Here is a 19,837-nt window from a genome sequence, read left to right on the forward strand (position 1 = left end):
GCTCTACCCATCCTACGAATTCAATTCCCCTTCGCCATCTTCTCCAACCGCCGCTGCAACGGCGCCCAATAGGTCCCCGGGCGGAAGCGCTGGAGCAGGTCCATGAAGCGGGCGTCGTTGCCGATCAGGATGCGCGGCTCGTTCCTTTCGATGCCCCTGATGATGCGCAGCGCCGCGTCCTTCGGCGTGGTCTTCGCCGCGGTCTCGAACCGCTCGATCATCTGCGAGCGGCGGGCATTGTCGGTCAGGCCGACGCCTGTGCGTGAAGAGCGCGCAATCGCGGTGGCGACCCCGCCGGGATGGACGACCGACAGCTTGACGGGACTGCCTGCCACCGCCAGCTCGTGCCGCACGCTCTCGGAAAAGCCGCGCACCGCGAATTTCGCGGCCGCATAGGCCGATTGCCCGGGCGGGGCGATGATGCCGAAGATCGAGGAGAGGTTGACGATATGCGCCTCTGCCTGCGTCTTCAGATGCGGCAGGAAGGCGCGCGTGCCGTGCACCACGCCCCAGAAATTGATGTCGAACAGCCACTTCATCTGCGCCTGGTCGATCTCTTCGAACGTTCCCAGCAGCGCCACGCCGGCGTTGTTGACGACGATGCTGAGCACAGGATGCGCCGCGATCGCATCGGTCGCGAACTGCGCGATGTCGCTCGCTTCGCCGACATCGACGCGGTGCACGCTCACCTTGCGCTCTCCTCCGATCTCCGCAGCGAGCGACTTCAGCCCGGCCTCGTCGCGATCGGCGAGCGCAAGATCGCAGCCGCGCCCGGCGAGTTCGATTGCGAGCGCGCGGCCGATGCCGCTGGCGGCTCCCGTGATGGCGGCAGCGCCGCGAATCGCAGTCATGATGTTCCCCCGTCAAGCCCCTGCTGATGGAACCATGATTTACATTTTTTTGAAACGAAACCGAACCGTAGCCTCCCCCGGTTTTTAACATACGTTACGAGACCAAGCATTGGAGACGCTGATGGGACAAGCAAAACCATTTCGCGCGACAGCGCTGATCGTTGAAGACGACGTCATGCAGCGGGAGATGCTGTGTGTCCTATTGGAAGAGAGCGGCTACCGGGTGATCCAGTGCGAAAGCGCCGAGGCCGCCGAGCGCATCCTCGACAAGAGCGCGGGCGCGCTTTGCCTGATGATGACCGACGTGCAGCTCGCCGGCCGCATGAACGGGGTCGAGCTCGCGCACGTCGCCAAGGATCGCAACCCCCGGCTCGACGTGGTCGTCACCTCCGGCCGTCCCCTGAAACAGCCCCTGCCTGATGGCGCGAAATTCTGGGCCAAGCCCTGGGCGCCGCTCGATGTGTTACGCGAGGCCGAGCTCGCGCAGCTGTCCTGAGGGGCCAATGTTCTGGGAGCGAGGGTCCGGCTTTCGTGCCGCGAGGCGGACTGATAAGGTCCGCCCATGACCTGGTCCTTCCTGCTCACCTCGCTGATCGTCGTCGCCTCGCCCGGCACCGGCGTGCTCTACACATTGGCGGCGGCGTTGACGCGTGGCTCGCGCGCCAGCGTCGCGGCCGCCTTCGGCTGCACGCTCGGGATCGTGCCGCACATGATGGCGGCGATGCTCGGGCTTGCCGCCGTGCTGCACACCAGCGCGCTCGCTTTCGCCGCGCTGAAATGGTGCGGCGTGCTCTATCTGCTCTACATGTCCTGGCAGGCGCTGCGTGAGACGGGAGCGCTCGCGGTCGAGGGCAGGATCAAGGAGCGGTCAGCCGGCCGCGTCATCGTCACCGGCTTTCTGATCAACATCCTCAATCCAAAACTGTCGATCTTCTTCCTCGCCTTCCTGCCGCAGTTCATCGCCGCGGACGAGGCGCATGTGCTGGCGCGGATGCTGGAATTGAGCGGCGCCTTCATGGCGATGACCTTTGCCGTGTTCGTCATCTACGGCCTCTGCGCCGCCTCCGTGCGCGAGCGCGTGATCTCCCGCCCCGCCGTGATGACCTGGCTGCGCCGCAGCTTTGCGGCCGGCTTTGCCGCGCTCGGTGCCAAGCTGGCATTTGCGGAGCGGTAGGCTCTTCACCTCTCCCCACTGCCTTCTTCACCTCTCCCCGCCTGCGGGGAGAGGTCGCATCCGATCGCAGATGGGATGCGGGTGAGGGGGACAGGTCCATCGACGATCTCGCGTGTTGAGAGAAGCCCCTCAGCCCAACCCTCTCCCCGTAAGAACGGGGAGAGGGAGAAACAGCAGCGGAACGCGCCAAATAAAAAAGCGGGCCTGTTGCCCGCCACCTTCAAACCAGCCTGACCCGATACCCGGGCGGAGCGAGGCTCCACCCGGGCAAAGAAAAAGAAGCCTCGTTACTTCTTCTTCGCCTTCTTGGCCTTCTTCGCCTTCTTCTTCGCCGCCTTCTTCGCTTTCTTAGCCATAGTATCCTCTCAAAGGGTTCATGGTTAAACGCGACACGAGGGATGCTCGGCGGAGGGCCAGCCTCGCAACATCCTCGATGACAAACTCAGCAGATTCGCAGCTTTCTGCCCCGCGCTGTCACATCGGTGTCATCGCGTTATCCACAGCTCAGATGCATTTTGGGGTGATTTTGGCCCGCGAATCCGCATCGAAGCGGCGCCGGCGGCATGGCTAACGATCCGGCAACGGGCGCGCGCCGTTCATGAATCCAAAACCAAAGGCGCGCTTTGACGGATCGCGGTGAGACTCCGTTAAGTGCAGGCGCGCATTCTTCTCCGCAAGAAAACGGGGATGGGTCATGGACGGACGGCTGCCACGGACGGGGGGCGGGACGCTGCACGCGCCGCACGCGCCATGCTGAACGTTCCGACACTCTGGACCGTCTTCGTCGTCAACTTCCTGGCGCTCGGCCTGATCTGGGCCTATGTGGCGCGCTCCTATCCGAAATTCGCCGCCGCACGGTTCTGGATGGCATCAGCCTTCGTCGGCGCCGCCGGCGCCACGACGGCCCTGGCCCGCCTGTTCGTCGCCTCGCCCTTGCCGCTTCTGCTCGGCGCTGCCGGGGTCATCGCAGCGAGCTGCCTCGCTGCGATGGGCATCCAGCGCTTCTACGACCGGCCGGTCTCCTGGCGCGCCATGGGTGGGGTGGGCGCGTTGAGCCTCACCGGCGTCGTGGTCTTCATGGTCGGCTTCGAGCACATGCAGCTGCGGATGCTCAGCTACACGCTGGGCCAGGCCCTGCCGCTTGTGCTCGCCCTGCATCTGCTGTTGTCGCCGCCGGAGGGCCGCGTCAGTCCGGGCGCGCGTCTGTCCGCCATCGTCATTTTCGCCATCATCGCGATCTTCCTCGTCCGCGCCGGCGGCAATCTGCTCGGCTACGATTTCTCGGCGAGGGCTGGCGGCCAGGCCCATGCCGTCATGGTGCTGGTGCTGCTGTTCCTGTCGATGACGCTCAATTTCGGCTTCCTCCTGATGGCGATGGACCGCCTGCGGGGCGAGGTCGCCGACCTCGCGCTGCTCGACGATCTCACCGGCGTCGCCAACCGGCGGCATTTGTTGCAGCGCCTGTCCGAGGAATGCGCCCGCTCGGAGCGCAGCGGCGAGCCGTTCTCGCTGCTGGTGATCGACCTCGACGGCTTCAAGACCATCAACGATACCCATGGCCATGCCGCCGGCGATGCCTGCCTGCGGCACTTCACCCTGATGGCGCAGACGCGCCTGCGGCGCGGCGACATGCTCGCCCGCACCGGCGGCGACGAGTTCTGCGTCGTGCTGCCGTCCTCCTCCTTGCGCGAAGGAGCGATGATCGCCCGCCGCGTGCTCGAGGTGTGCCGGCAGGATGCCGCGAGCTGCACCGGCGCCGACATCCCGATCGCGATCTCGATCGGCGTTGCCGAGTGGGACCGCAGCGTCGGCCAATTCCCGGATAGGCTGATCGCGTATGCCGACCACGCGCTCTATGCCGCCAAGAAGAACGGCAAGAACGATTTTGCGGTTTACGATCCGGCCCCGCCGCTCGCACCCGAGCCCGTCGAGAGCAAGCGCACATTCGCGTAAAGCCTGCTACGATCGGGTTCGTTACTGGACCCGCATGATGATGTCTCGGCTGTTCGTGGCGATTTTCGCCGCACTCCTCCTGACCGCACCAGCTGCCGCAACCGACGCCGAGCTCGCAAAGCTCGCGCGCGCCTCCGGCACGCCCGACATTCCCGGCCTGAAGATCGTCTGGCTGGCGCCGTGGGGCGATGCCCAGAGTGCCCATGCCTGGCGCAACATCATCGTGCACCAGACCGAGGGGCCATCAGGCTCGGCGCGCGGCGGCGCGGCGGAGCAGGCGAAGAATCCGACCCGCCGCGGCGTCACGGTGTGGGTCGAGACCGACGGCACGGTGTATTGGGCGGTGGCGGAAAACCTGGTGCCGACCCATGGCGACGGCGCCAACCGCAACGACAACAAGTACATCGACAACAGGTCGACCTATCGCCAGGTGGTCCGCGACAATTCGATCGGCGTCGAGTTCGCCGGCAACTATCCGGATGTCACCACAGGTCCGACCGAAGCGCAGGTCGCGGCCTGGAAGATCCTCGTCAAGGTCCTGCGCGCGCGCTACGACATCCCGCTCGACCACGTCTACGCCCACAACTGGATCGACTACAAGGACGCGCGCTATTGCGAAGGCTGCTGGCTCGCGACGCTGGCGCGGGTGTGGGGCGAGTAGCCGTCGCCGTCATTCCGGGGCGCGACGAAGTCGCGAGCCCGGAATCTATTCATCCACTGATGCTGCGGTTCGATGGATTCCGGGCTCGCGCTGCGCGCGCCCCGGAATGACGAGCAGCTAAACCGCCTCCGCCATCCAGCCGAACAGCCGCCGGATCAATCCCGGCCGCCGCGGCACCTCGGGCGGGCCGTCCGCCGCCAGCACGCGTTTGAAGAAGTAGTCCAGGAAGACCATGTCGTTCGGCTCGGTGACGGTGAACTTCTCGTCGCCGAAGAATACGCTGTAGTCGTAGAAGAACGGGCCGACGAACGGCACCGTCGCAGTCGAAGCATAATCCTTGGAGATCACGAACTCGGACGGCTCGAGCCCGTGCTCGCGCATGGCTTGCTCGACCAGCGGCAGCTTGCGCATGAACTGGGCAGAGAAGCCGCCGACGGTGGATTGCAGGATGATCGACACAGTGTCCGTCCATGGATGCTGTCGGTCATTTTGGGTCGGTTGACCGGTCGCGCGGGTTCAAGGCAAGCTCGGTTCTGCGCTAGGCGTTGCAAGGGGGTGTGTGATGGCGGTTTCGCTGGACAGTGCGGTACGTGCCGATTTTCGCGTGGCGACGCCGTCTCGCCGGGCCTTGCGTGCGGTCGGCGTGATGCCGGCGATCGTGCTGTCACTGTGCGCCTCGCTGTTGGTGGCGCTGGAGACGCCGAGCAAGCCGTTCCTCGACAAGAACAGCTTTTATCTCGCCTCTGCCGGTTTTCGTGTGCAGGTCGCCAACGACGCAGCGGGCCAGAAGGCGCTGCGCGCGCTGCCGCCGCACCGCTTCGTGACGCACCGGAACGGCGGGAACATTCGCTATCTCTACGCCGAGCCGCTTCATTGCGTCTGCATCTTCATCGGCACGCAGGCAGCTTACGAGGCCTATCGCGGCATGCTCAGCCGCGGCGCTGATCAGCCGGACGTGGTCTCCGCCGACTACAAGACGCAGGCGAGCGCGCTGCTCGACGAGACGCCGGCGCAGTTGGAAGATCAGGTCGAGCCGGAATCGCTCGCGGATTATTTTCGCGCGTTTTATTGAGCGGCGGGCGCTCTCCCACAAGGGGAGAAGGAAGGACGAGCGCGGAAACACTCATGGTTGCCCCAAACAAAAAAGCCGGCGTTGCCGCCGGCTTTTTCGTGTTCTCGATCCGCCAATTCGTAGGCGCTAAAACCTCGCTTTACAGCGCGGCTTCCAGCGCAGCCTGTTCCTGCCTTGCGATCGTGCCCTTGACCGCGGACTGCACCTTCTCGAAGGCGCGGACCTCGATCTGGCGGACGCGCTCGCGCGACACGCCGAACTCGGCGGCAAGATCTTCCAGCGTCATCGGCTCATCGGCGAGGCGGCGGGCCTCGAAGATGCGGCGTTCGCGCGGGTTGAGCACGCCCATGGCGCCGTTCAGGGCGTCACGGCGGTGATCATACTCCTCGTGCTCCGCCATCATGGCTTCCTGGTTGGGCGTATTGTCGACCAGCCAGTCCTGCCATTCGCCGGCTTCGCCGTCGTCGCGGATCGGGGCGTTGAGCGAGGCGTCGCCACCGAGGCGGCGGTTCATGTCGATCACGTCCTGGTCCGTCACGCCGAGGCGCTTGGCAATGGTCGCGACCTGGTCGGGGCGGAGATCGCCTTCGTCCAGCGCGTTGATCTTGCTCTTCGCCTTGCGCAGGTTGAAGAACAGCTTCTTCTGGTTCGCGGTGGTGCCCATCTTCACGAGCGACCAGGAACGCAGGATGTACTCTTGAATCGACGCCTTGATCCACCACATCGCGTAGGTGGCGAGACGGAACCCCTTCTCGGGTTCGAAACGCTTCACCGCCTGCATCAGGCCGACATTGCCTTCCGAGACGACCTCGGAGATCGGCAGGCCGTAGCCGCGATAGCCCATGGCGATCTTGGCGACGAGCCGGAGGTGGCTGGTGACGAGTTGGTGCGCCGCGTCGCGATCGTCATGCTCACGCCAACGCTTGGCGAGCATGTATTCCTGCTGGGGCTCCAGCATCGGGAACTTGCGGATCTCGGCGAGGTAGCGAGAAAGGCCGGATTCTCCATTGAGAATCGGCAAAGCAGCGGTACGGGCCATAGTGCGCCCTCCAAAGGTTCAGGCCCCCGATAGCGGCGGGCCAGGCAGACGACCGCTGTGTCAAAGCCGGCCGGGCTGCGATGTTCCGCGTTGGTGAATTTCAACGCAGGGGCAATATACCCCATGGGGGGTCGAAAAGGGAAGGATTGCTGACGTCACGTCCCCGTGTGGCAGCTATAACTTTTTGTAAGGTAACGCTTTTCTGAAACCGCCTGCGTCATAGCGCCGCTTTCAGCACGCTCTGAAGGAGAAGCAAATCCTCCGGCAGAGGCGCCTCCCAGTGGAGTAATTCTCCCGTCCTGGGGTGCTCCAATACCAGCAGATAGGCATGCAGGGCCTGCCGTCCAAGGGCAGCCAAAGCTGCCTGCGACTCGGGGCCGAGCTGGTTCGCCTTAGTCTTGAAATGCGGGCCATAGACGGCATCGCCCATCAGGGGATGGCCCATATGGGCGAGGTGGACGCGGATCTGGTGGGTGCGGCCGGTCTCGAGCTCGCAGGCGAGCAGGGCGGCGACGCCCTTGCCGTCGCGCCCGGCAAAGCTCTCGATGATCTCCCAATGCGTCACGGCCTCGCGGCCGCCCTGGCGCACCGCCATCTTCTCGCGCGCATGCGGATGGCGGTCGATCGGCGCGTCCACCGTGCCGCGATGCCGGCCGGGAAGCCCCCAGGCGAAGGCCATATAGCCGCGCCGCATCTCGCCGGTGCGGCCGTGATCAGCGAACTGCGCCGACAGCGAGGCATGCGCCATGTCGTTCTTGGCGACCACCATCAGCCCCGTCGTGTCCTTGTCGAGCCGATGGACGATGCCGGGCCGGCGCACCCCGCCGATGCCCGACAGCGAAGCGCCGCAATGGGCGATCAGCGCGTTCACCAGCGTGCCGGTCTCATGGCCGGCTGCGGGGTGCACGACGAGGCCCTTGGGCTTGTTGATGACGATGATGTCGTCGTCCTCGAACACGATATCGAGGGCGATCTCCTCGCCCTTGGGCTCTGCGGGCGCCGCTTCCGGCACGTCGATTATGATCGTATCGCCGGATGTGACGTGATAAGCGGGGTCCCGGATGGCGGCGGCCTTCAGGCTCACCGCGCCCGCCAGGATCAGGGTTTTGAGCCTCGATCGCGACAGCTCCGGCAGACGCGCCGCCAGCACGCGGTCGAGCCGGGGCGAGCCCTCGGAGCCTTCGACCACGACCTCCAACCTTTGCGCTGACCCCGAGCTTTCCATGACGACGTCTGATACCGCTGTTCCCGAACCGACCCCCGAGCAGGCCGCGCTGTTCGCGCGGGTGCGGCGGATGATGCTGATCGCGGGGTTGACCACGGCGCTGGCGATCTGCGCCGTCCTGATCGCGGTGGGCTACCGCCTTTTCAAGTCGGAGGGAAGGGCGGTTGAGACCGCCGGCGACGTCATTGCCACCCTGCCCAAGGGCGCCAAAATCGTCGCAACCGGCGTCGCCGGCGACCGGCTGGTGGTCACGCTCGATATCGGCGGAGTGACCGAGATCCGCACCTTCGACGCCCACACCCTGAAGCCCGCCGGAAAGCTGAAATTTGCCAATGAGCCGTAAAAGGGCGGTTCGGGTCCTTGCGGCGAACAAATTTCGAGGCTATTGGCTAGCCCTCACGCTCCCTTCGTCTAGCGGTTAGGACGCGGCCCTCTCAAGGCTGAAACAGGGGTTCGATTCCCCTAGGGAGCGCCAAGCCTGCGATATTCCTCGACTTTCTGCGATACCATTCGACGGCGTTCCTTCCCGGCCGCGCGACGGCGCTCGGTCGTAGGTTGCGCGCCGAAGCGTCGCCGCAGCTGGAGTGATCGAGCGAACCCGCTTTGCATTCACTCCGGCGCAAAATAAGCCACATCGCGCCGTCGCTTCTGAGCCGCGCGATGGTTGCATGATGAGCGCATGGCTCGGGCTCCCCTCAACGCCCGTTCGAACGGCGATCGCGAGAGGAGCCTTGGCCGTAAGTCCTGGCCGCAAGTTCAGTGATGGGCCGAAACGCTCCTGACGGTCTCGGTGAGCATGTCACCCGAGGTGGAATGGCCGACGTCGCCCAGGCTGATGATGCCGACCATCCGCTTGCTCTTGTTGATCACCGGCAGTCTGCGGACCTGCAGCTTCTCCATATGATGCATCGCCTTGGCGAGGTCATCGTCCTCGCGGCAGCAATGGATGCCCTCGGTCATCACGTCACGCGCCGTCGCGCGGCCGGCATCGAAGCTGTGGCTCGCGAGCCCTTTGCAGACGATATCGCGATCGGTCACCATTCCGACCAGCTTGTCGTCCTCGCCGATCGGAATGCAGCCGATGTCATGCGCCCGCATCAGTTTGGCAAGCTCGGTGATTGGGGTGTCGGGGCTGACCCAGTCGACACCCTTGTGCATCACGTCTTTGACTTTCATGGCGAGCCTCCGTTCGTGGGTTTCGAGTGCGTTAATGAAATGCAGCGGCACCCCCATCTTCCGAACTCCGACCAGACAGGCGCAGACGCTCTCGCCGCCACCCTGTTGAACAGTATGACGGCGAGCTCGCGGCCAGAGTTCCCGCCCAAGATCGCAAGGGCAATGGGCGGTGTACAAAATCCTCAGTCATGCGCGCTGAAGCGCCCGTGCGGTGCGTTGGCCGTCAGGCGCGCAAACTGCGCGTGACCCATATGAAGCAGCGTCTCATGATCGCCGGCTTCCATATAGATGTCCGGCTGCGCCCCGATGCTGTCGTCGACGATGATATCCAGTCCGTAGCATTTGCCGACGGCAGGAACTGCACCGCGAGTACAGTCGCTGAACAGCCGATTGATCTCGGTTTCATCGGCCATATGGACATTGTCGCCGAGGCTTGTCCTCAGGTCCGACAGGCGGAGATGATGCGATGCGGGCAAGATGGCCAGCATGAATCCGCCGTCGCGCCGCAACACGATGCCCTTGGCGAGGCGGTCGCCCGAGATATGGCATGCCTCGGCCGTTCGAGCGGACGTCATGCTGAGTTCGTGCGGAATCACCTCGTACTGGATGTTCTCAGCGGCTAGGTATTTCTGGAGCGTGGGAGCAATGGCCATGGCATCACCTCCGATGCTGAATGGAAACCATCCACCGTGAGGTCGACCCTGCAGATTCTCGCCATACGATGAGCGGCTGCCTGACTAGAGACCCAACATAGGTCTTCCATCCGCAAGCTGCAATTCATTTCCCCTTGGAGCCGCAGCGAGCGTGCGCGGGAGCAAGCTTTGCGCATGGCTCGGCGCGGGCGCTCTCCTATGCGGTCGTTCCGTCGATCGAGCGGCGGATCACCCGCTGCACTTCCGCATTCGACAGAAACAGATCGTGGTTGATGATGCCCCAGCCTTCCTGGGACGCATCGACCACGCGCACGCCGAGCCGCTGAATCACATCCTTCTCGGCGGCGCCGACCCTGGTCATTCCACCTGCGATCTGTCCCGACAGCGCGAGTGCGCGATCGTTCGTCGCGGCGATCACGGTGATCTTGCCGGCGAGCGGACCGATGCGGTGGATCGCCGATGAGAACACGTCCATGTCGATATCGGGCGCGGCAAACACGACCGCGCCGATCTTGCCCGTCACAGTGTCGCCGTACCGCGCATAGAGCTGACGCAGGCTCTCGAGAGTCAGCATGGTTCCCATGCTGTGCGCAACGATATGCACGCGGCCGCTGCCTGGAGCCGACACGAGCGCAGAGAGCACGCGCTCGAAATCGTCGCGAGACCACATCGCGCTGTCGCGATCATAGGCATAGTCGAACAGTCCTGCCTTGGAGGGCCAGGAGAATGCCATGGTCCGTCCGCGGAACTTGATCCCATCGGAGAGATGGGCGGCATCCAGCACCGCCGTCTCGAATGTCTGCTTGAAGCCGTGCACATAGATCAGCACGTCCCCTCCGCCGGTCTGCGCAGCGAGATCGCCCGCGGCGGCCGACACTGGTTCGATCCGATCAAGGCGCCAATCGCCAAGTCCGACCGAGGCAAGCGACAGACGGCTCTCGTCCGGGGCCACAAGCTTCGCCCGCGCGACCGTCATGCTCGTCGCACGCTCCGGCCCAAACCAGGGTTTGGTGCGGCCGCCGTTGACGGGCTTGCGCGTGGTGGTGACAAGCAGAGTTGGGTCAACGGAGAGGGACGACGCGTCGAAGCGCGCGCCGGTCGCACCGAGACCGGCGCATCCGCCGAGGGCGAGCGCACTGCCGGCAGACACAAGCCCGCCGAGCAGAGCGCGGCGCGAAACAGAAATATGAGAGTCGCGTTGCAGAAGGCGTCGGACGATCACACGGAACCCCAGGGAACTTTGCCCACCGTAAGCCGCCCCGCCTGTCTCCCTGAATGACAATGGGGGCGAGAAGACGGCGGAGCGGCTTCGCGGTCGGTTGCATGGTGATGGCCTCCGCGCGAGCGCAAGATCAGTCTGACATCGGACCAAGTTGCCTGTCGGGCAAAACAGCCAGATCCGCCGTCAAGTCGCCACGCCAAAAATATTCCATTTTACCGAAATTCGGATTTGTCGTATGTGTCAGCCATCCCAGCCCACCAAAGGATTCCGCCGGTCCAAGACGGCCGCATCCACATCGAGAAAATCAACGCGCCGTTCCTCTTCACGCTCAAGGCCAGCGGCCCGGAGTTCGGCGCGGGCATCAAGTACGCCATCGAGCAGGGCTGGCTCGAAATGCACGAGAGCGGAACCTATGTCCGGCTGCTGTCTCCGGGCCAAGACCTGCTCGAATAGCGAGTTCTCACCAACACACGTTCACTGGCCTGAGCCTCCAACCCCAGCCAGTCCAGACGCGACGCCATCGCGTGCAACCGCCATACGCTGCGTAACTCCAACCCGGCGCTCCCCAGCCGGGTCCCCAAGCAGGTCCTCCCCACCCCCAGCCGGGTCCCCAAGCTGCCGCGCTGGCGAGCCCAAGGCCGAGACCTATGCCCACAGCTGGTGCTCCCCAACCGCCGCCGCGCCAACCGCCTCCCCAACCGCCGCCATGCCAACCGCCGCCGTGCCATCCTCCATGAAAGCCGCGTTGGGCGGACGCTGCACTAGGCACCAGAGCAAGCACCGCTGCGACACTGAGAGCGAAAAACGCCTTCTTGATCATGACAACCTCCGGTTTGCGTTGCGCGACATAAACGCTTCGCGATCACTTTTGTTCTGATCGCGCCCAACGGCGGGACTTCAAATAATCAGGTCGGCCGACCTTGAAGCCCACGACTGGTCACGGAACGGCTGGCGGCGCAGACGTTGATCCATATCACCCCAAAGTTTTATTTCCGGCGATGGAGCAGCCTTGGAGGCGCGAGACCTAGCGGCCTTCAGGCGAACTTTAATCAAAAAGGAGCCAGCGAATGCCGGGATCATCCCAATGCGTTTCTCTGGCTGCTGTCGCGCTGACATCGTTGGTCACGTTCGGCGCCCACGCCGCGCCGGTCACTGCAACATGCCCGGCCGGATACACTATGCATCCACGGCTCAATCTCTGCGTCACTGCGCCGACCTGCGCTGAAGGAGCGACACTGCACCCGCGTCTTCATCTCTGCGTCGCGACGCCAACATTTGATCTGGATCGACTTGGCACCCGCGTTTGCATCGCTGCGTCGGAACTTAGAACGGGCGTTTCGAACATGACGCACCGCCTCGTCTCAAAAGACGGCCCCAACTCAGCGCGGTCTGGGTTGAGGCCGAGGCACAAAGGCGACAATCGATCAATCCGGGCATCTCGACCTAACCAGGGCATCACATCATATGTCCCAGGCATCCTACAAAGTGTTTGCTGCGACTTGGGGCAATGGCGAGGTGATGGTCGAGCTAGAAGTTAGCAAGGACCAGTGGGATCGCATTGCTCGCGGAGATCGTGTCGAATTCAAAGGGCGCGGATACTGGTATGACGGCGACTGGTTTCAAGATATTTGGGATTTCAATTGTCCGCACGGCGAACTGACCATCCGGTACGGTCAGCCAAACGACGGCGACTTTTCAGGTGAAGGATGCACCGGGCCGATAAGCAGCGTCGTGGTCGAGGGGCGCTGAACGGACCCTTTGGTCTGCTGCTTGCGGACCCACAGCCGGTAGGCTTCGTACTTGTAGGGGGTATCACCGGTTCGCGACGGGATCAGCTTCGCCCGCCGCCCTCAGGACGAGGGCGATGTCGAGACCCCACCTGCCTGCCAAATGATCTCCCATCCGAGCATGATGCATCGGCATCAGCGAGGGTGGTCGTTGTTCCCGGAATCTGCCTTGATGCGATTTCAGCGCAGAGGAGTTTTGAATGAGTGGTTTGGTGATCTCTGGCGGCCGGGTGGTGGATCCCGCGAGCGGGATGGATGCCATTGGCGATGTAGCGGTGGTGGACGGCAAGATAGCCGCGGTCGGTACTGACTTCGGCGGTGCCGAGCGGGTGATCGACGCGACCGGCCTCGTGGTCGCGCCCGGCTTCATCGATCTGCACGCCCATGGCCAGTCGATCCCGGCAGATCGTATGCAGGCGTTCGACGGCGTGACGACGACGCTTGATCTGGAGGCCGGCGTGCTGCCGGTCGGGTCCTGGTACGAGCGCCAGGCGCGGAAGGGCCGTGTGCTGAACTATGGCGCCGCCACCAACTGGGCCTTTGCCCGCATCGGCGCGATGACGGGCTCCAATGCCGAGAGCTCGCTGGAGGCGTTCGGCAACGCGATGCGCGACCGCCGCTGGATGGACAATGTTGCAACCGATGCCGAGGTCGCCGGCATCATCGAGCGCCTTTCGCGCGGCCTCAACGAAGGCGGCATCGGCATCGGCATTTTGAACGCCTATGCGCCGGGCGCCGGCGTGCAGGAGCTGACCGCGGTCTGCCAGCTCGCCGCCAAGCAGGACGTGCCGACCTTCACCCACGTCGCCTACATGTCGCGCATCGACCCCGAAAGCGCGGCGGAGGCCTATATCCGCCTGATCGGCTATGCCGGCGCCACCGGCGCGCACATGCACATCTGCCATTTCAACTCGTCCAGCAAGACCGACATCGAGCGCTGCCGCGTGCTGGTCGAGAAGGCGCAGGCGCAGGGCCTGCCGATCACGGTCGAGGCCTATCCTTACGGCACCGGCTCGACCGTGCTAGCCGCAGCGTTCTTCAGCGATCCGCAATTCGTCGAGCGCAACGGCACCGGCTATGACTCGGTGCAGCGCGTGACCGATGGCTATCGCTTCCATGATCGCGAAGAGCTCCTGAGGGCGCAGGCCGAGGAGCCGTCCTCGCTGGTGCTCTGGCACATCCTCGACACCGAGAACAATGCGCATCACCGCGACCTGCTCGACATGTCGGTGCTGTATCCCGGTGGCGCGATCGCGTCGGATGCGATGCCGTGGACGACGTCGGATGGCAAGACCTATACCGGCGATGCCTGGCCGCTGCCCGACGATGCCACCTCGCATCCGCGCTCGGCCGGCTGCTTCACGAAATTCATCCGCGAATGGGTGCGCGAGCGCAAGACCGTGTCGCTGCTCGAAGGTGTGCGCAAATGCGCGCTGATCCCGGCGGAGATCCTGTCGCAAAGCACGCCCGCAATGCGCGCCAAGGGCAGGCTTGCGACGGACGCCGATGCCGACATCGTGGTGTTCGATTACGAGAAGCTCTCGGACCGCGCGACCTTCACGGCAATGAACCGTCCGTCGGAAGGCGTGCGGCATCTGATCGTCAGCGGCCAGGTGCTGATCAGCGACGGCGTGCTCGATGTCGCGGCGCGGCCCGGAAAGCCCGTGCGCCGCCCCATCGCCGAGGGCTGACGCATGCCGGTCCCCATTCTCCTGGTGACGGGCTTTCTGGGGGCGGGCAAGACCACTGTCGTCAACCATCTGCTGGCGAATGCGGAGGGGCGGCGGATTGCCGCCGTGGTCAACGATTTCGGTGCGATCAACATCGATGCGGAGCTGATCGCGGGCGCCAGCGACGGCGTGGTGAGCCTTGCCAATGGCTGCATCTGCTGCTCGCTCGAAGGCGATCTGCTCCGTACGCTCTCGACGCTGCTGCGGCGCGATCCAAAGCCGGACTACATCGTGATCGAGACCAGCGGCGTCGCCGACCCCGCCGACATCGTCCGCAATCTGATGGACCCCGTGATCCTGCGCGAGGCGCCGCTGGAAACCGTGCTTTGTGTGATGGACGCCGCGACGCCGCCGGCCGCGCTGGATGATGCCCTTCAGCGCTCGCAGTTGCGGGTCGCCGATATCGTGGCGCTGAGCAAGCTCGATCTGGCGGACGAAGGCGCGGGCGCGCGCATGCGTGAGGCCATCCGCGCGCAGCGCGTCCCCGCCGTGGTGGTCGATGCCAGGCACGGCGAGATCCCGTCCGCGCTGCTATTCCCCGCGACCCAGGATCGCGCGTCCGCGCCGCGCGATCCTGGGCCGAAACGCCCGGCAGAAGAGCGCTTCGAGACGCTGAGCTGGACCTCCGAGCAGCCGCTCTCGCTGCCGCGCTTGCAGCAGGCGATCGGCCGGCTCGCGCCAAAGCTTGCGCGCGCAAAGGGCCTGTTCGAGACGATCGAGCAGCCCGGCCGCATGATGGTGTTTCAGTTCGCCGGCGGCCGCGCCACGCTCGCGCCGGGCGAAGCTCCGGCGGAAGCCGTGCCGCGCGCGCGGATCGTCTTCATCGCCGAGCTCGGCGTGCTCTCGAAGGCTGAGCTCGACGGGATCATGGAGACGTGCGTTGCGAGCTGAAGCTGTCGCAGCCTCACGCAAATTGCGCGATGCCGTTCCCGACCGACCAATTCTCCGCGGGGGCATCCAGCACGTTGACGAACACGTCCTCGGGGCGGATGCCGGGGTTTTCGCCGAGCAGCTCCGCGATGCGCCGGTACAGCGCCTTCTTTTGCTCCGCCGTGCGCGAGGCGAATACGGTAATCTGGATCAGCACGGCATCGTCGCCGCGCTTGACGCCGTAGGCGTTGCCGCAGCGGAAGTTTGCGGGCGAGAGCTCGCTGATGGTCATGAACTCGTCGCCCTCGGGCACGTTCAGCGCCTCGCGCATGGCGCGATAGAGGCCGTCGAGGATCGCCTGCCGGTAGGCGTCCGGCTTTCCGGCGCGCATCGAGATGTGGAGGAGAGGCATCAGCTGGTCCTTTTGCATGCGGGGCCGATCGGCCGGGACGCATGCAAGCGCCGGCCGTCCGGCCCGTTGACGAAACGGGCTATCAATCGCAATTGGTTTTTGACACGATGTCGAGAAACCATGTTGTTGACACCCTGTCAAATATTATTGCGGGCAAGAGGAGCAGGATTTGAGGCCGCGCGAGTTCGACCACGACGACGTCCTGCGCATCGCGTTCGACCAGTTCTGGCGCAAGGGCGTGCGCGGCACCTCGCTGTCGGACATCGCGCGCGATGCCGGCGTTCAGCGCGGCAGCCTCTACAACGCTTTCGGCAGCAAGGAGGCGCTGTTCCTGCAAGTCTATGAACGTTACGCGGGCGATTACCTCCTCGCCCTGCAAAAGGCGCTCGGCACCGGTACTCTAAGAAAGCGCCTCACCGCGTTCTTCGACCTGACCATCACCAACTTCCGTTCGGGCTCGCCGCCGCGCGGATGTCCGACCACGCGCGGCTTGATGGAGCTCGGCGCGGTTGAGGGCGAAGGACTGGATGAAGAGGCGCGCCAGGCTTTTGCGAGCCTCGTGTCGCGTATCACCGCTCTGGTTCAGGACATTTTGGCGGCGGGTGCGGAGCGCGGCGAGTTCAGCGGCAACCCCACGGCCGCAGCGCTGCACATCGTCACGGTGACGCGGGGCCTTGCCGTGCTCGAACGCGCCTTCGATGACGAGCCGCAGCTGCGCAAGATTGCGGCCCACACGATCGATCTCGTGCTCGGCAAGAAGGGCGGCTAGAGCATGATCCGGAAAAGTGCGCAGCGGTTTTCCGAAAAGATCATGCTCAAACAACGACCAAAGCGCGATGACGATTCATCTCATCGCGCTTTAGCCGCAGGCACGAGAGCGACGACCCCAGCGGTGGTGATCCCCTGGGGCCGTCTGGAGGTTTCATGGAGGGCATCGAACTCTGCGTCTCCATGACAATGTTGATAGCGCAAGACGGCTCGCCTGGCGAATAGAACCCGTCAAAGCATCAGCACAAGGCAAGCGCATTGACGGCACGCGTCGCGGCAGCCTCTGTCCCTGATGGCACGAACTGGCACATGATGGCCCCGAGCTCGCCAGGCTGCTTGCGTCGCGCAACCGCGAGCAGCCGCATCAACTCCGCCTCGTCTTTCGACAGACGCCGGCAGGACGGCGGCATGAAGCACAATTCGCAGGGCCGGCCGTTGCGCAGGATCCTGACCAGCGCGGCAGCGCGCGCCACCAGCAGCGGACTGTCGGCGATGTCAGGCGCCTCGTCGGCATAGCGATACGCCGCTTCCCAGCAATCGGACGCGCCGGTCGCATAGGCCGCGCCGATGAACCGGAATAGCGACAGGGCGACGCGGGAAAACTGATCGTAGCTTTCGACGCTTCGCGGCGTCGAAAGCACAGCCTGAAGCGGACAGCGCGGCGACTGTGCATCCGGGGCCGGTAAAGAACGACACGCATCCTGCATCATGAACATCCCGTCAATGCAGCGTGTGGCTTCCAACCAGCCAGCTCTTCATCGCCATCGTCCGGTCGTGGTCGAAGGACTGAACATGTCGGTTGGGCAGGATCAGGCCAGCCATGCGGAAGATCGTCGCAAGCCCCCGCACGGGCGCGAGCGCCCAATCCGCACCCACCGGCGGCAGCCAGGATTCGAACTGCTCGCGCGCGACGTCGATGCGTTCCTGCTGCGCGGCGGCGATGGCGTGCAAAATTCCGTGCTCGCTTTCGCTCATGCGTGGACAAGTCGGGCAGTGCACCTCGATCGCCGTATGCGCGGTGCAGGCAAAGATCTCGATGATGGCCTCCAGAGAGGGCACGGCATCGCCGACGCGGAAATGGTCGTACCCACTTGCTGGATGTCGGCCGCGGTCGGCACGGCGCTGCCGCTGCGCGCCTTTGCCCGAAAGCCCCAGATGAAGAGCCGCTCTGCCGCGCACAGCGCGGGCAGGTCGAGCGGCCTGCGATATGTCGATTGATGCATTGAGCCTCCGGCCCTTGGCATGCACGCATGCCATAATATGCGCTGACGATCTGTGCCGATGGTTCGGCCAGGGCGGTCTGCAAGTCAACGCGCGGAGGGGCGATATCGAAATGTTCTAGATTGGAAGAGCTTGCATCTCGGATGCCGCCGGCGGGAACCGGAATGCTTAAAGCTTTGCTAAGGGAGGCAGGATAAAATGGCATATCAGCCCTTTCATTCACGCGAGCACCGATGATTTTCTCCCGCATCAGTTTCAAGCTGGTCCTGATTGTCGGCATCAGCCTCCTCGGCATGATCGCGCTGGCGCCGATCGCGCTGTCGACCCTGCGCAGCCAGATGATCGCCGACCGCCAGGCCAAGACGCAGCACATGGTGGATGTCGGCTACGGGATCCTCGCGCATTACCAGAAGCTCGAGAGCGACGGAAAGCTCTCGCGCGAGCAGGCTCAGGCCGGCGCAATGGCCGAGATCAAGAGCCTGCGCTACGACAAGGTCGAGTATTTCTGGATCAACGACATGACCCCCAGGATGGTCATGCACCCGATCAAGCCCGAGCTCGACGGCAAGGATCTCTCCGCAATGAAGGACCCCGCCGGCAACGCGCTGTTCGTCGGCTTCGTTGATGTTGTCAAGAAACAGGGCGCCGGCTTCTATGGCTATCTCTGGCCCAAGCCCGGCTTCGACCAGCCGGTCGGGAAAATCTCCTATGTGAAGGGCTTTGCGCCCTGGGGCTGGATCATTGGCACCGGCATCTATCTCGACGACGTCGACGCCGTGTTCCGCCAGGACGCGATGACCTTCGCGCTGGTGTGCCTTGCGGTGCTCGTGCTCGTGCTGGGCGCCTCCTTCGTGATCGGCCGCAGCGTCACCAAGCCGCTGGCAAAGATCACCGCGCTGACCGAGCGTCTCGCGGCCGGCGACAGCGCGTTCGATGTGCCCTACACCGAGCGCCGCGACGAGGTCGGCGGGCTCGCCAAGGCGCTTGCCGTGTTCAAGGACAATGCGTCGGCGGTGGGCCGGATGCATACCGAGCAGCAGGAAGCGAAGCAACGGGCCGACGACGAGAAGCGCAAGACCATGGCCGATCTCGCCGGCAAGTTCGAGGCGAGCGTGCAGGCCGTGGTCCGCGATGTCTTCAACGAGGCGCGCGCGATGCAGCAGGCCGCGCAAGGCATGTCGGAAACCGCGAACAAAGCCACCGATCGCGCGAGCTTCGTCGCCACCGCCTGCCAGCAGGCCTCCAGCAACGTGCAGACGGTGGCCTCCGCCGCCGGCCAGCTGTCGTCCTCGATCACCGAGATCAGCCAGCGCGTCGCCCAGGCGGCGAGCGTCGCCGACAAGGCCGCCGCCGACGGCCAGCGCACCAACGACACCGTGCAGGGGCTCGCCGCCGCCGCGCACAAGATCGGCGAGGTCATCGACCTCATCAACCAGATCGCCTCGCAGACCAATCTGCTCGCGCTCAACGCCACCATCGAGGCCGCGCGCGCAGGCGAGGCTGGCAAGGGATTTGCCGTGGTCGCGAGCGAAGTGAAGTCGCTGGCGAGCCAGACCGCGAAGGCGACCGACGAGATCGGCGCGCAGATCACCGCGATCCAGGCCGAGACCAACCAGGTCGTCGGCAACATCGACAGCATTCGCAAGACCATCATGGAGGTCAACGAGATCTCCTCCTCGATCGCGGCCGCCGTGGAGGAGCAGGGCGCCGCGACGCAAGCGATCGCCCACAGCGTGCAGGAGGCGGCCTCCGGCACCGACCAGGTCTCGCAAAACATCTCCGGCGTCACCGATGCGACGGCAGAGACCGGCCAGGCCGCGGGCCTCGTGCTGCAATCGAGCGGCCGGCTGACCCAGAAGCTGCAATCGCTGGAGAACGAGGTCAGCACCTTCGTGGCGGGCGTACGCGCGGCTTGATACAGCGCCAATAGCTCTGCCGTGGTGCGGATAATTCGCCGCGTCGCGGCGCATGCGGGCCATTGATATTCCGGCCCGCGGGACCGGTCATCGCGACCGGCTTTCCC

The 19,837-nt window shown here is 64.6% G+C and carries 22 protein-coding genes and 1 tRNA gene; 13 read left to right on the plus strand and 10 right to left on the minus strand.

Going from position 1 to position 19,837, the window contains the following annotated elements; translation table 11 throughout:
- Positions 1–20 precede the first annotated feature (20 nt).
- Positions 21–851 (minus strand): SDR family NAD(P)-dependent oxidoreductase, encoded by an 831-nt coding sequence (locus BRAGE_RS0145985; protein WP_027563772.1) that lies wholly within the window; start codon positions 849–851, stop codon positions 21–23.
- Between the two features lie 121 nt (positions 852–972).
- Here BRAGE_RS0145985 and BRAGE_RS0145990 point away from each other — a divergent pair, with 121 nt between their 5' ends.
- The 4 genes from BRAGE_RS0145990 (at position 973) to BRAGE_RS0146005 (ending at position 4,639) form a co-directional block, all read left to right on the plus strand.
- Positions 973–1,347: a response regulator gene (locus BRAGE_RS0145990; protein ID WP_027563773.1), complete on the plus strand. Its 375-nt coding sequence runs from the start codon at positions 973–975 to the stop codon at positions 1,345–1,347.
- A gap of 66 nt (positions 1,348–1,413) precedes the next feature.
- Positions 1,414–2,025: a LysE family translocator gene (locus BRAGE_RS0145995; RefSeq protein WP_027563774.1), complete on the plus strand. Its 612-nt coding sequence runs from the start codon at positions 1,414–1,416 to the stop codon at positions 2,023–2,025.
- Positions 2,026–2,775: 750 nt separating this feature from the next.
- Positions 2,776–3,978 (plus strand): GGDEF domain-containing protein, encoded by a 1,203-nt coding sequence (locus BRAGE_RS0146000; RefSeq protein ID WP_027563775.1) that lies wholly within the window; start codon positions 2,776–2,778, stop codon positions 3,976–3,978.
- Between the two features lie 34 nt (positions 3,979–4,012).
- Positions 4,013–4,639: a peptidoglycan recognition protein family protein gene (locus BRAGE_RS0146005; RefSeq protein ID WP_027563776.1), complete on the plus strand. Its 627-nt coding sequence runs from the start codon at positions 4,013–4,015 to the stop codon at positions 4,637–4,639.
- Positions 4,640–4,756: 117 nt separating this feature from the next.
- On the opposite strand, the gene BRAGE_RS0146010 is transcribed toward BRAGE_RS0146005, so the two are convergent.
- Complete coding sequence (locus BRAGE_RS0146010; protein ID WP_027563777.1) at positions 4,757–5,098, minus strand: hypothetical protein; 342 nt, start codon at positions 5,096–5,098, stop codon at positions 4,757–4,759.
- A gap of 103 nt (positions 5,099–5,201) precedes the next feature.
- Here BRAGE_RS0146010 and BRAGE_RS0146015 point away from each other — a divergent pair, with 103 nt between their 5' ends.
- Positions 5,202–5,711, plus strand: coding sequence for a hypothetical protein (locus BRAGE_RS0146015; RefSeq protein ID WP_051378363.1), 510 nt, complete (start codon positions 5,202–5,204; stop codon positions 5,709–5,711).
- A gap of 139 nt (positions 5,712–5,850) precedes the next feature.
- On the opposite strand, the gene rpoH is transcribed toward BRAGE_RS0146015, so the two are convergent.
- A complete protein-coding gene (gene rpoH / locus BRAGE_RS0146020) occupies positions 5,851–6,750 on the minus strand; it encodes an RNA polymerase sigma factor RpoH (protein WP_027563779.1) in 900 nt (299 codons plus the stop codon).
- Positions 6,751–6,967: 217 nt separating this feature from the next.
- The gene (locus tag BRAGE_RS0146025; RefSeq protein ID WP_027563780.1) at positions 6,968–7,975 is read right to left on the minus strand and encodes an RluA family pseudouridine synthase; all 1,008 of its coding nucleotides are present in this window, start codon (positions 7,973–7,975) and stop codon (positions 6,968–6,970) included.
- Between BRAGE_RS0146025 and BRAGE_RS0146030 the strand changes: the two genes are divergently transcribed.
- Both BRAGE_RS0146030 and BRAGE_RS0146035 read left to right on the plus strand, forming a co-directional pair.
- The gene (locus BRAGE_RS0146030; RefSeq protein WP_027563781.1) at positions 7,974–8,318 is read left to right on the plus strand and encodes a hypothetical protein; all 345 of its coding nucleotides are present in this window, start codon (positions 7,974–7,976) and stop codon (positions 8,316–8,318) included. The genes BRAGE_RS0146025 and BRAGE_RS0146030 overlap by 2 nt on opposite strands.
- 57 nt (positions 8,319–8,375) lie before the next feature.
- A tRNA-Glu gene (locus BRAGE_RS0146035) sits at positions 8,376–8,450 on the plus strand.
- A gap of 281 nt (positions 8,451–8,731) precedes the next feature.
- Here the strand turns inward: BRAGE_RS0146035 and BRAGE_RS0146040 are convergent.
- From BRAGE_RS0146040 to BRAGE_RS0146050, 3 genes are all read right to left on the minus strand, one after another.
- A complete protein-coding gene (locus tag BRAGE_RS0146040; protein ID WP_027563782.1) occupies positions 8,732–9,151 on the minus strand; it encodes a CBS domain-containing protein in 420 nt (139 codons plus the stop codon).
- Between the two features lie 182 nt (positions 9,152–9,333).
- The gene (locus BRAGE_RS0146045) at positions 9,334–9,804 is read right to left on the minus strand and encodes an aminoacyl-tRNA deacylase (protein ID WP_027563783.1); all 471 of its coding nucleotides are present in this window, start codon (positions 9,802–9,804) and stop codon (positions 9,334–9,336) included.
- Between the two features lie 196 nt (positions 9,805–10,000).
- Positions 10,001–11,026, minus strand: a complete 1,026-nt coding sequence (locus BRAGE_RS0146050; protein WP_027563784.1) for an alpha/beta hydrolase — start codon at positions 11,024–11,026, stop codon at positions 10,001–10,003.
- 237 nt (positions 11,027–11,263) lie between these two features.
- On the opposite strand from BRAGE_RS0146050, the gene BRAGE_RS0146055 reads away from it, so the two are divergent.
- The 4 genes from BRAGE_RS0146055 (at position 11,264) to BRAGE_RS0146075 (ending at position 15,434) form a co-directional block, all read left to right on the plus strand.
- Complete coding sequence (locus tag BRAGE_RS0146055; RefSeq protein WP_416207767.1) at positions 11,264–11,479, plus strand: hypothetical protein; 216 nt, start codon at positions 11,264–11,266, stop codon at positions 11,477–11,479.
- 1,011 nt (positions 11,480–12,490) lie between these two features.
- Entirely contained in the window at positions 12,491–12,775 is a 285-nt protein-coding gene (locus BRAGE_RS0146065; protein ID WP_027563786.1) for a hypothetical protein, read from the plus strand.
- Positions 12,776–13,013: 238 nt separating this feature from the next.
- Positions 13,014–14,504 carry an amidohydrolase family protein gene (locus BRAGE_RS0146070; protein ID WP_027563787.1) on the plus strand — a complete coding sequence of 497 codons (1,491 nt, stop codon included), beginning with the start codon at positions 13,014–13,016 and terminating at the stop codon, positions 14,502–14,504.
- Positions 14,505–14,507: 3 nt separating this feature from the next.
- Entirely contained in the window at positions 14,508–15,434 is a 927-nt protein-coding gene (locus BRAGE_RS0146075; protein ID WP_027563788.1) for a CobW family GTP-binding protein, read from the plus strand.
- 13 nt (positions 15,435–15,447) lie between these two features.
- Here BRAGE_RS0146075 and BRAGE_RS0146080 read toward each other — a convergent pair whose 3' ends face one another.
- Positions 15,448–15,825: a tautomerase family protein gene (locus BRAGE_RS0146080; protein WP_027563789.1), complete on the minus strand. Its 378-nt coding sequence runs from the start codon at positions 15,823–15,825 to the stop codon at positions 15,448–15,450.
- Positions 15,826–15,994: 169 nt separating this feature from the next.
- Here BRAGE_RS0146080 and BRAGE_RS0146085 point away from each other — a divergent pair, with 169 nt between their 5' ends.
- A complete protein-coding gene (locus BRAGE_RS0146085; RefSeq protein ID WP_027563790.1) occupies positions 15,995–16,594 on the plus strand; it encodes a TetR/AcrR family transcriptional regulator in 600 nt (199 codons plus the stop codon).
- A gap of 238 nt (positions 16,595–16,832) precedes the next feature.
- Here BRAGE_RS0146085 and BRAGE_RS0146090 read toward each other — a convergent pair whose 3' ends face one another.
- Complete coding sequence (locus BRAGE_RS0146090; RefSeq protein ID WP_027563791.1) at positions 16,833–17,303, minus strand: hypothetical protein; 471 nt, start codon at positions 17,301–17,303, stop codon at positions 16,833–16,835.
- A gap of 10 nt (positions 17,304–17,313) precedes the next feature.
- On the minus strand, positions 17,314–17,841 hold the full coding sequence (locus tag BRAGE_RS51435; RefSeq protein ID WP_231164129.1) for a hypothetical protein: 528 nt from the start codon (positions 17,839–17,841) through the stop codon (positions 17,314–17,316).
- Between the two features lie 206 nt (positions 17,842–18,047).
- Between BRAGE_RS51435 and BRAGE_RS0146100 the strand changes: the two genes are divergently transcribed.
- The gene (locus BRAGE_RS0146100; RefSeq protein WP_027563792.1) at positions 18,048–19,730 is read left to right on the plus strand and encodes a methyl-accepting chemotaxis protein; all 1,683 of its coding nucleotides are present in this window, start codon (positions 18,048–18,050) and stop codon (positions 19,728–19,730) included.
- Positions 19,731–19,837: the final 107 nt, after the last annotated feature.

It is taken from the genome of Bradyrhizobium genosp. SA-4 str. CB756 (genome assembly GCF_000473125.1).
GTDB classification, from domain to species: Bacteria; Pseudomonadota; Alphaproteobacteria; order Rhizobiales; family Xanthobacteraceae; genus Bradyrhizobium; species Bradyrhizobium arachidis.

Bases quoted from the DNA above. Each gene is read 5' to 3' on its own strand.
- BRAGE_RS0145985 (WP_027563772.1), bottom strand. From the start codon at position 851: ATGACTGCGATTCGCGGCGCTGCCGCCATCACGGGAGCCGCCAGCGGC.
- BRAGE_RS0145990 (WP_027563773.1), top strand. From the start codon at position 973: ATGGGACAAGCAAAACCATTTCGCGCGACAGCGCTGATCGTTGAAGAC.
- BRAGE_RS0145995 (WP_027563774.1), top strand. From the start codon at position 1,414: ATGACCTGGTCCTTCCTGCTCACCTCGCTGATCGTCGTCGCCTCGCCC.
- BRAGE_RS0146000 (WP_027563775.1), top strand. From the start codon at position 2,776: ATGCTGAACGTTCCGACACTCTGGACCGTCTTCGTCGTCAACTTCCTG.
- BRAGE_RS0146005 (WP_027563776.1), top strand. From the start codon at position 4,013: ATGATGATGTCTCGGCTGTTCGTGGCGATTTTCGCCGCACTCCTCCTG.
- BRAGE_RS0146015 (WP_051378363.1), top strand. From the start codon at position 5,202: ATGGCGGTTTCGCTGGACAGTGCGGTACGTGCCGATTTTCGCGTGGCG.
- rpoH (WP_027563779.1), bottom strand. From the start codon at position 6,750: ATGGCCCGTACCGCTGCTTTGCCGATTCTCAATGGAGAATCCGGCCTT.
- BRAGE_RS0146030 (WP_027563781.1), top strand. From the start codon at position 7,974: ATGACGACGTCTGATACCGCTGTTCCCGAACCGACCCCCGAGCAGGCC.
- BRAGE_RS0146025 (WP_027563780.1), bottom strand. From the start codon at position 7,975: ATGGAAAGCTCGGGGTCAGCGCAAAGGTTGGAGGTCGTGGTCGAAGGC.
- BRAGE_RS0146040 (WP_027563782.1), bottom strand. From the start codon at position 9,151: ATGAAAGTCAAAGACGTGATGCACAAGGGTGTCGACTGGGTCAGCCCC.
- BRAGE_RS0146045 (WP_027563783.1), bottom strand. From the start codon at position 9,804: ATGGCCATTGCTCCCACGCTCCAGAAATACCTAGCCGCTGAGAACATC.
- BRAGE_RS0146065 (WP_027563786.1), top strand. From the start codon at position 12,491: ATGTCCCAGGCATCCTACAAAGTGTTTGCTGCGACTTGGGGCAATGGC.
- BRAGE_RS0146070 (WP_027563787.1), top strand. From the start codon at position 13,014: ATGAGTGGTTTGGTGATCTCTGGCGGCCGGGTGGTGGATCCCGCGAGC.
- BRAGE_RS0146075 (WP_027563788.1), top strand. From the start codon at position 14,508: ATGCCGGTCCCCATTCTCCTGGTGACGGGCTTTCTGGGGGCGGGCAAG.
- BRAGE_RS0146080 (WP_027563789.1), bottom strand. From the start codon at position 15,825: ATGCCTCTCCTCCACATCTCGATGCGCGCCGGAAAGCCGGACGCCTAC.
- BRAGE_RS0146090 (WP_027563791.1), bottom strand. From the start codon at position 17,303: ATGATGCAGGATGCGTGTCGTTCTTTACCGGCCCCGGATGCACAGTCG.
- BRAGE_RS0146100 (WP_027563792.1), top strand. From the start codon at position 18,048: ATGATTTTCTCCCGCATCAGTTTCAAGCTGGTCCTGATTGTCGGCATC.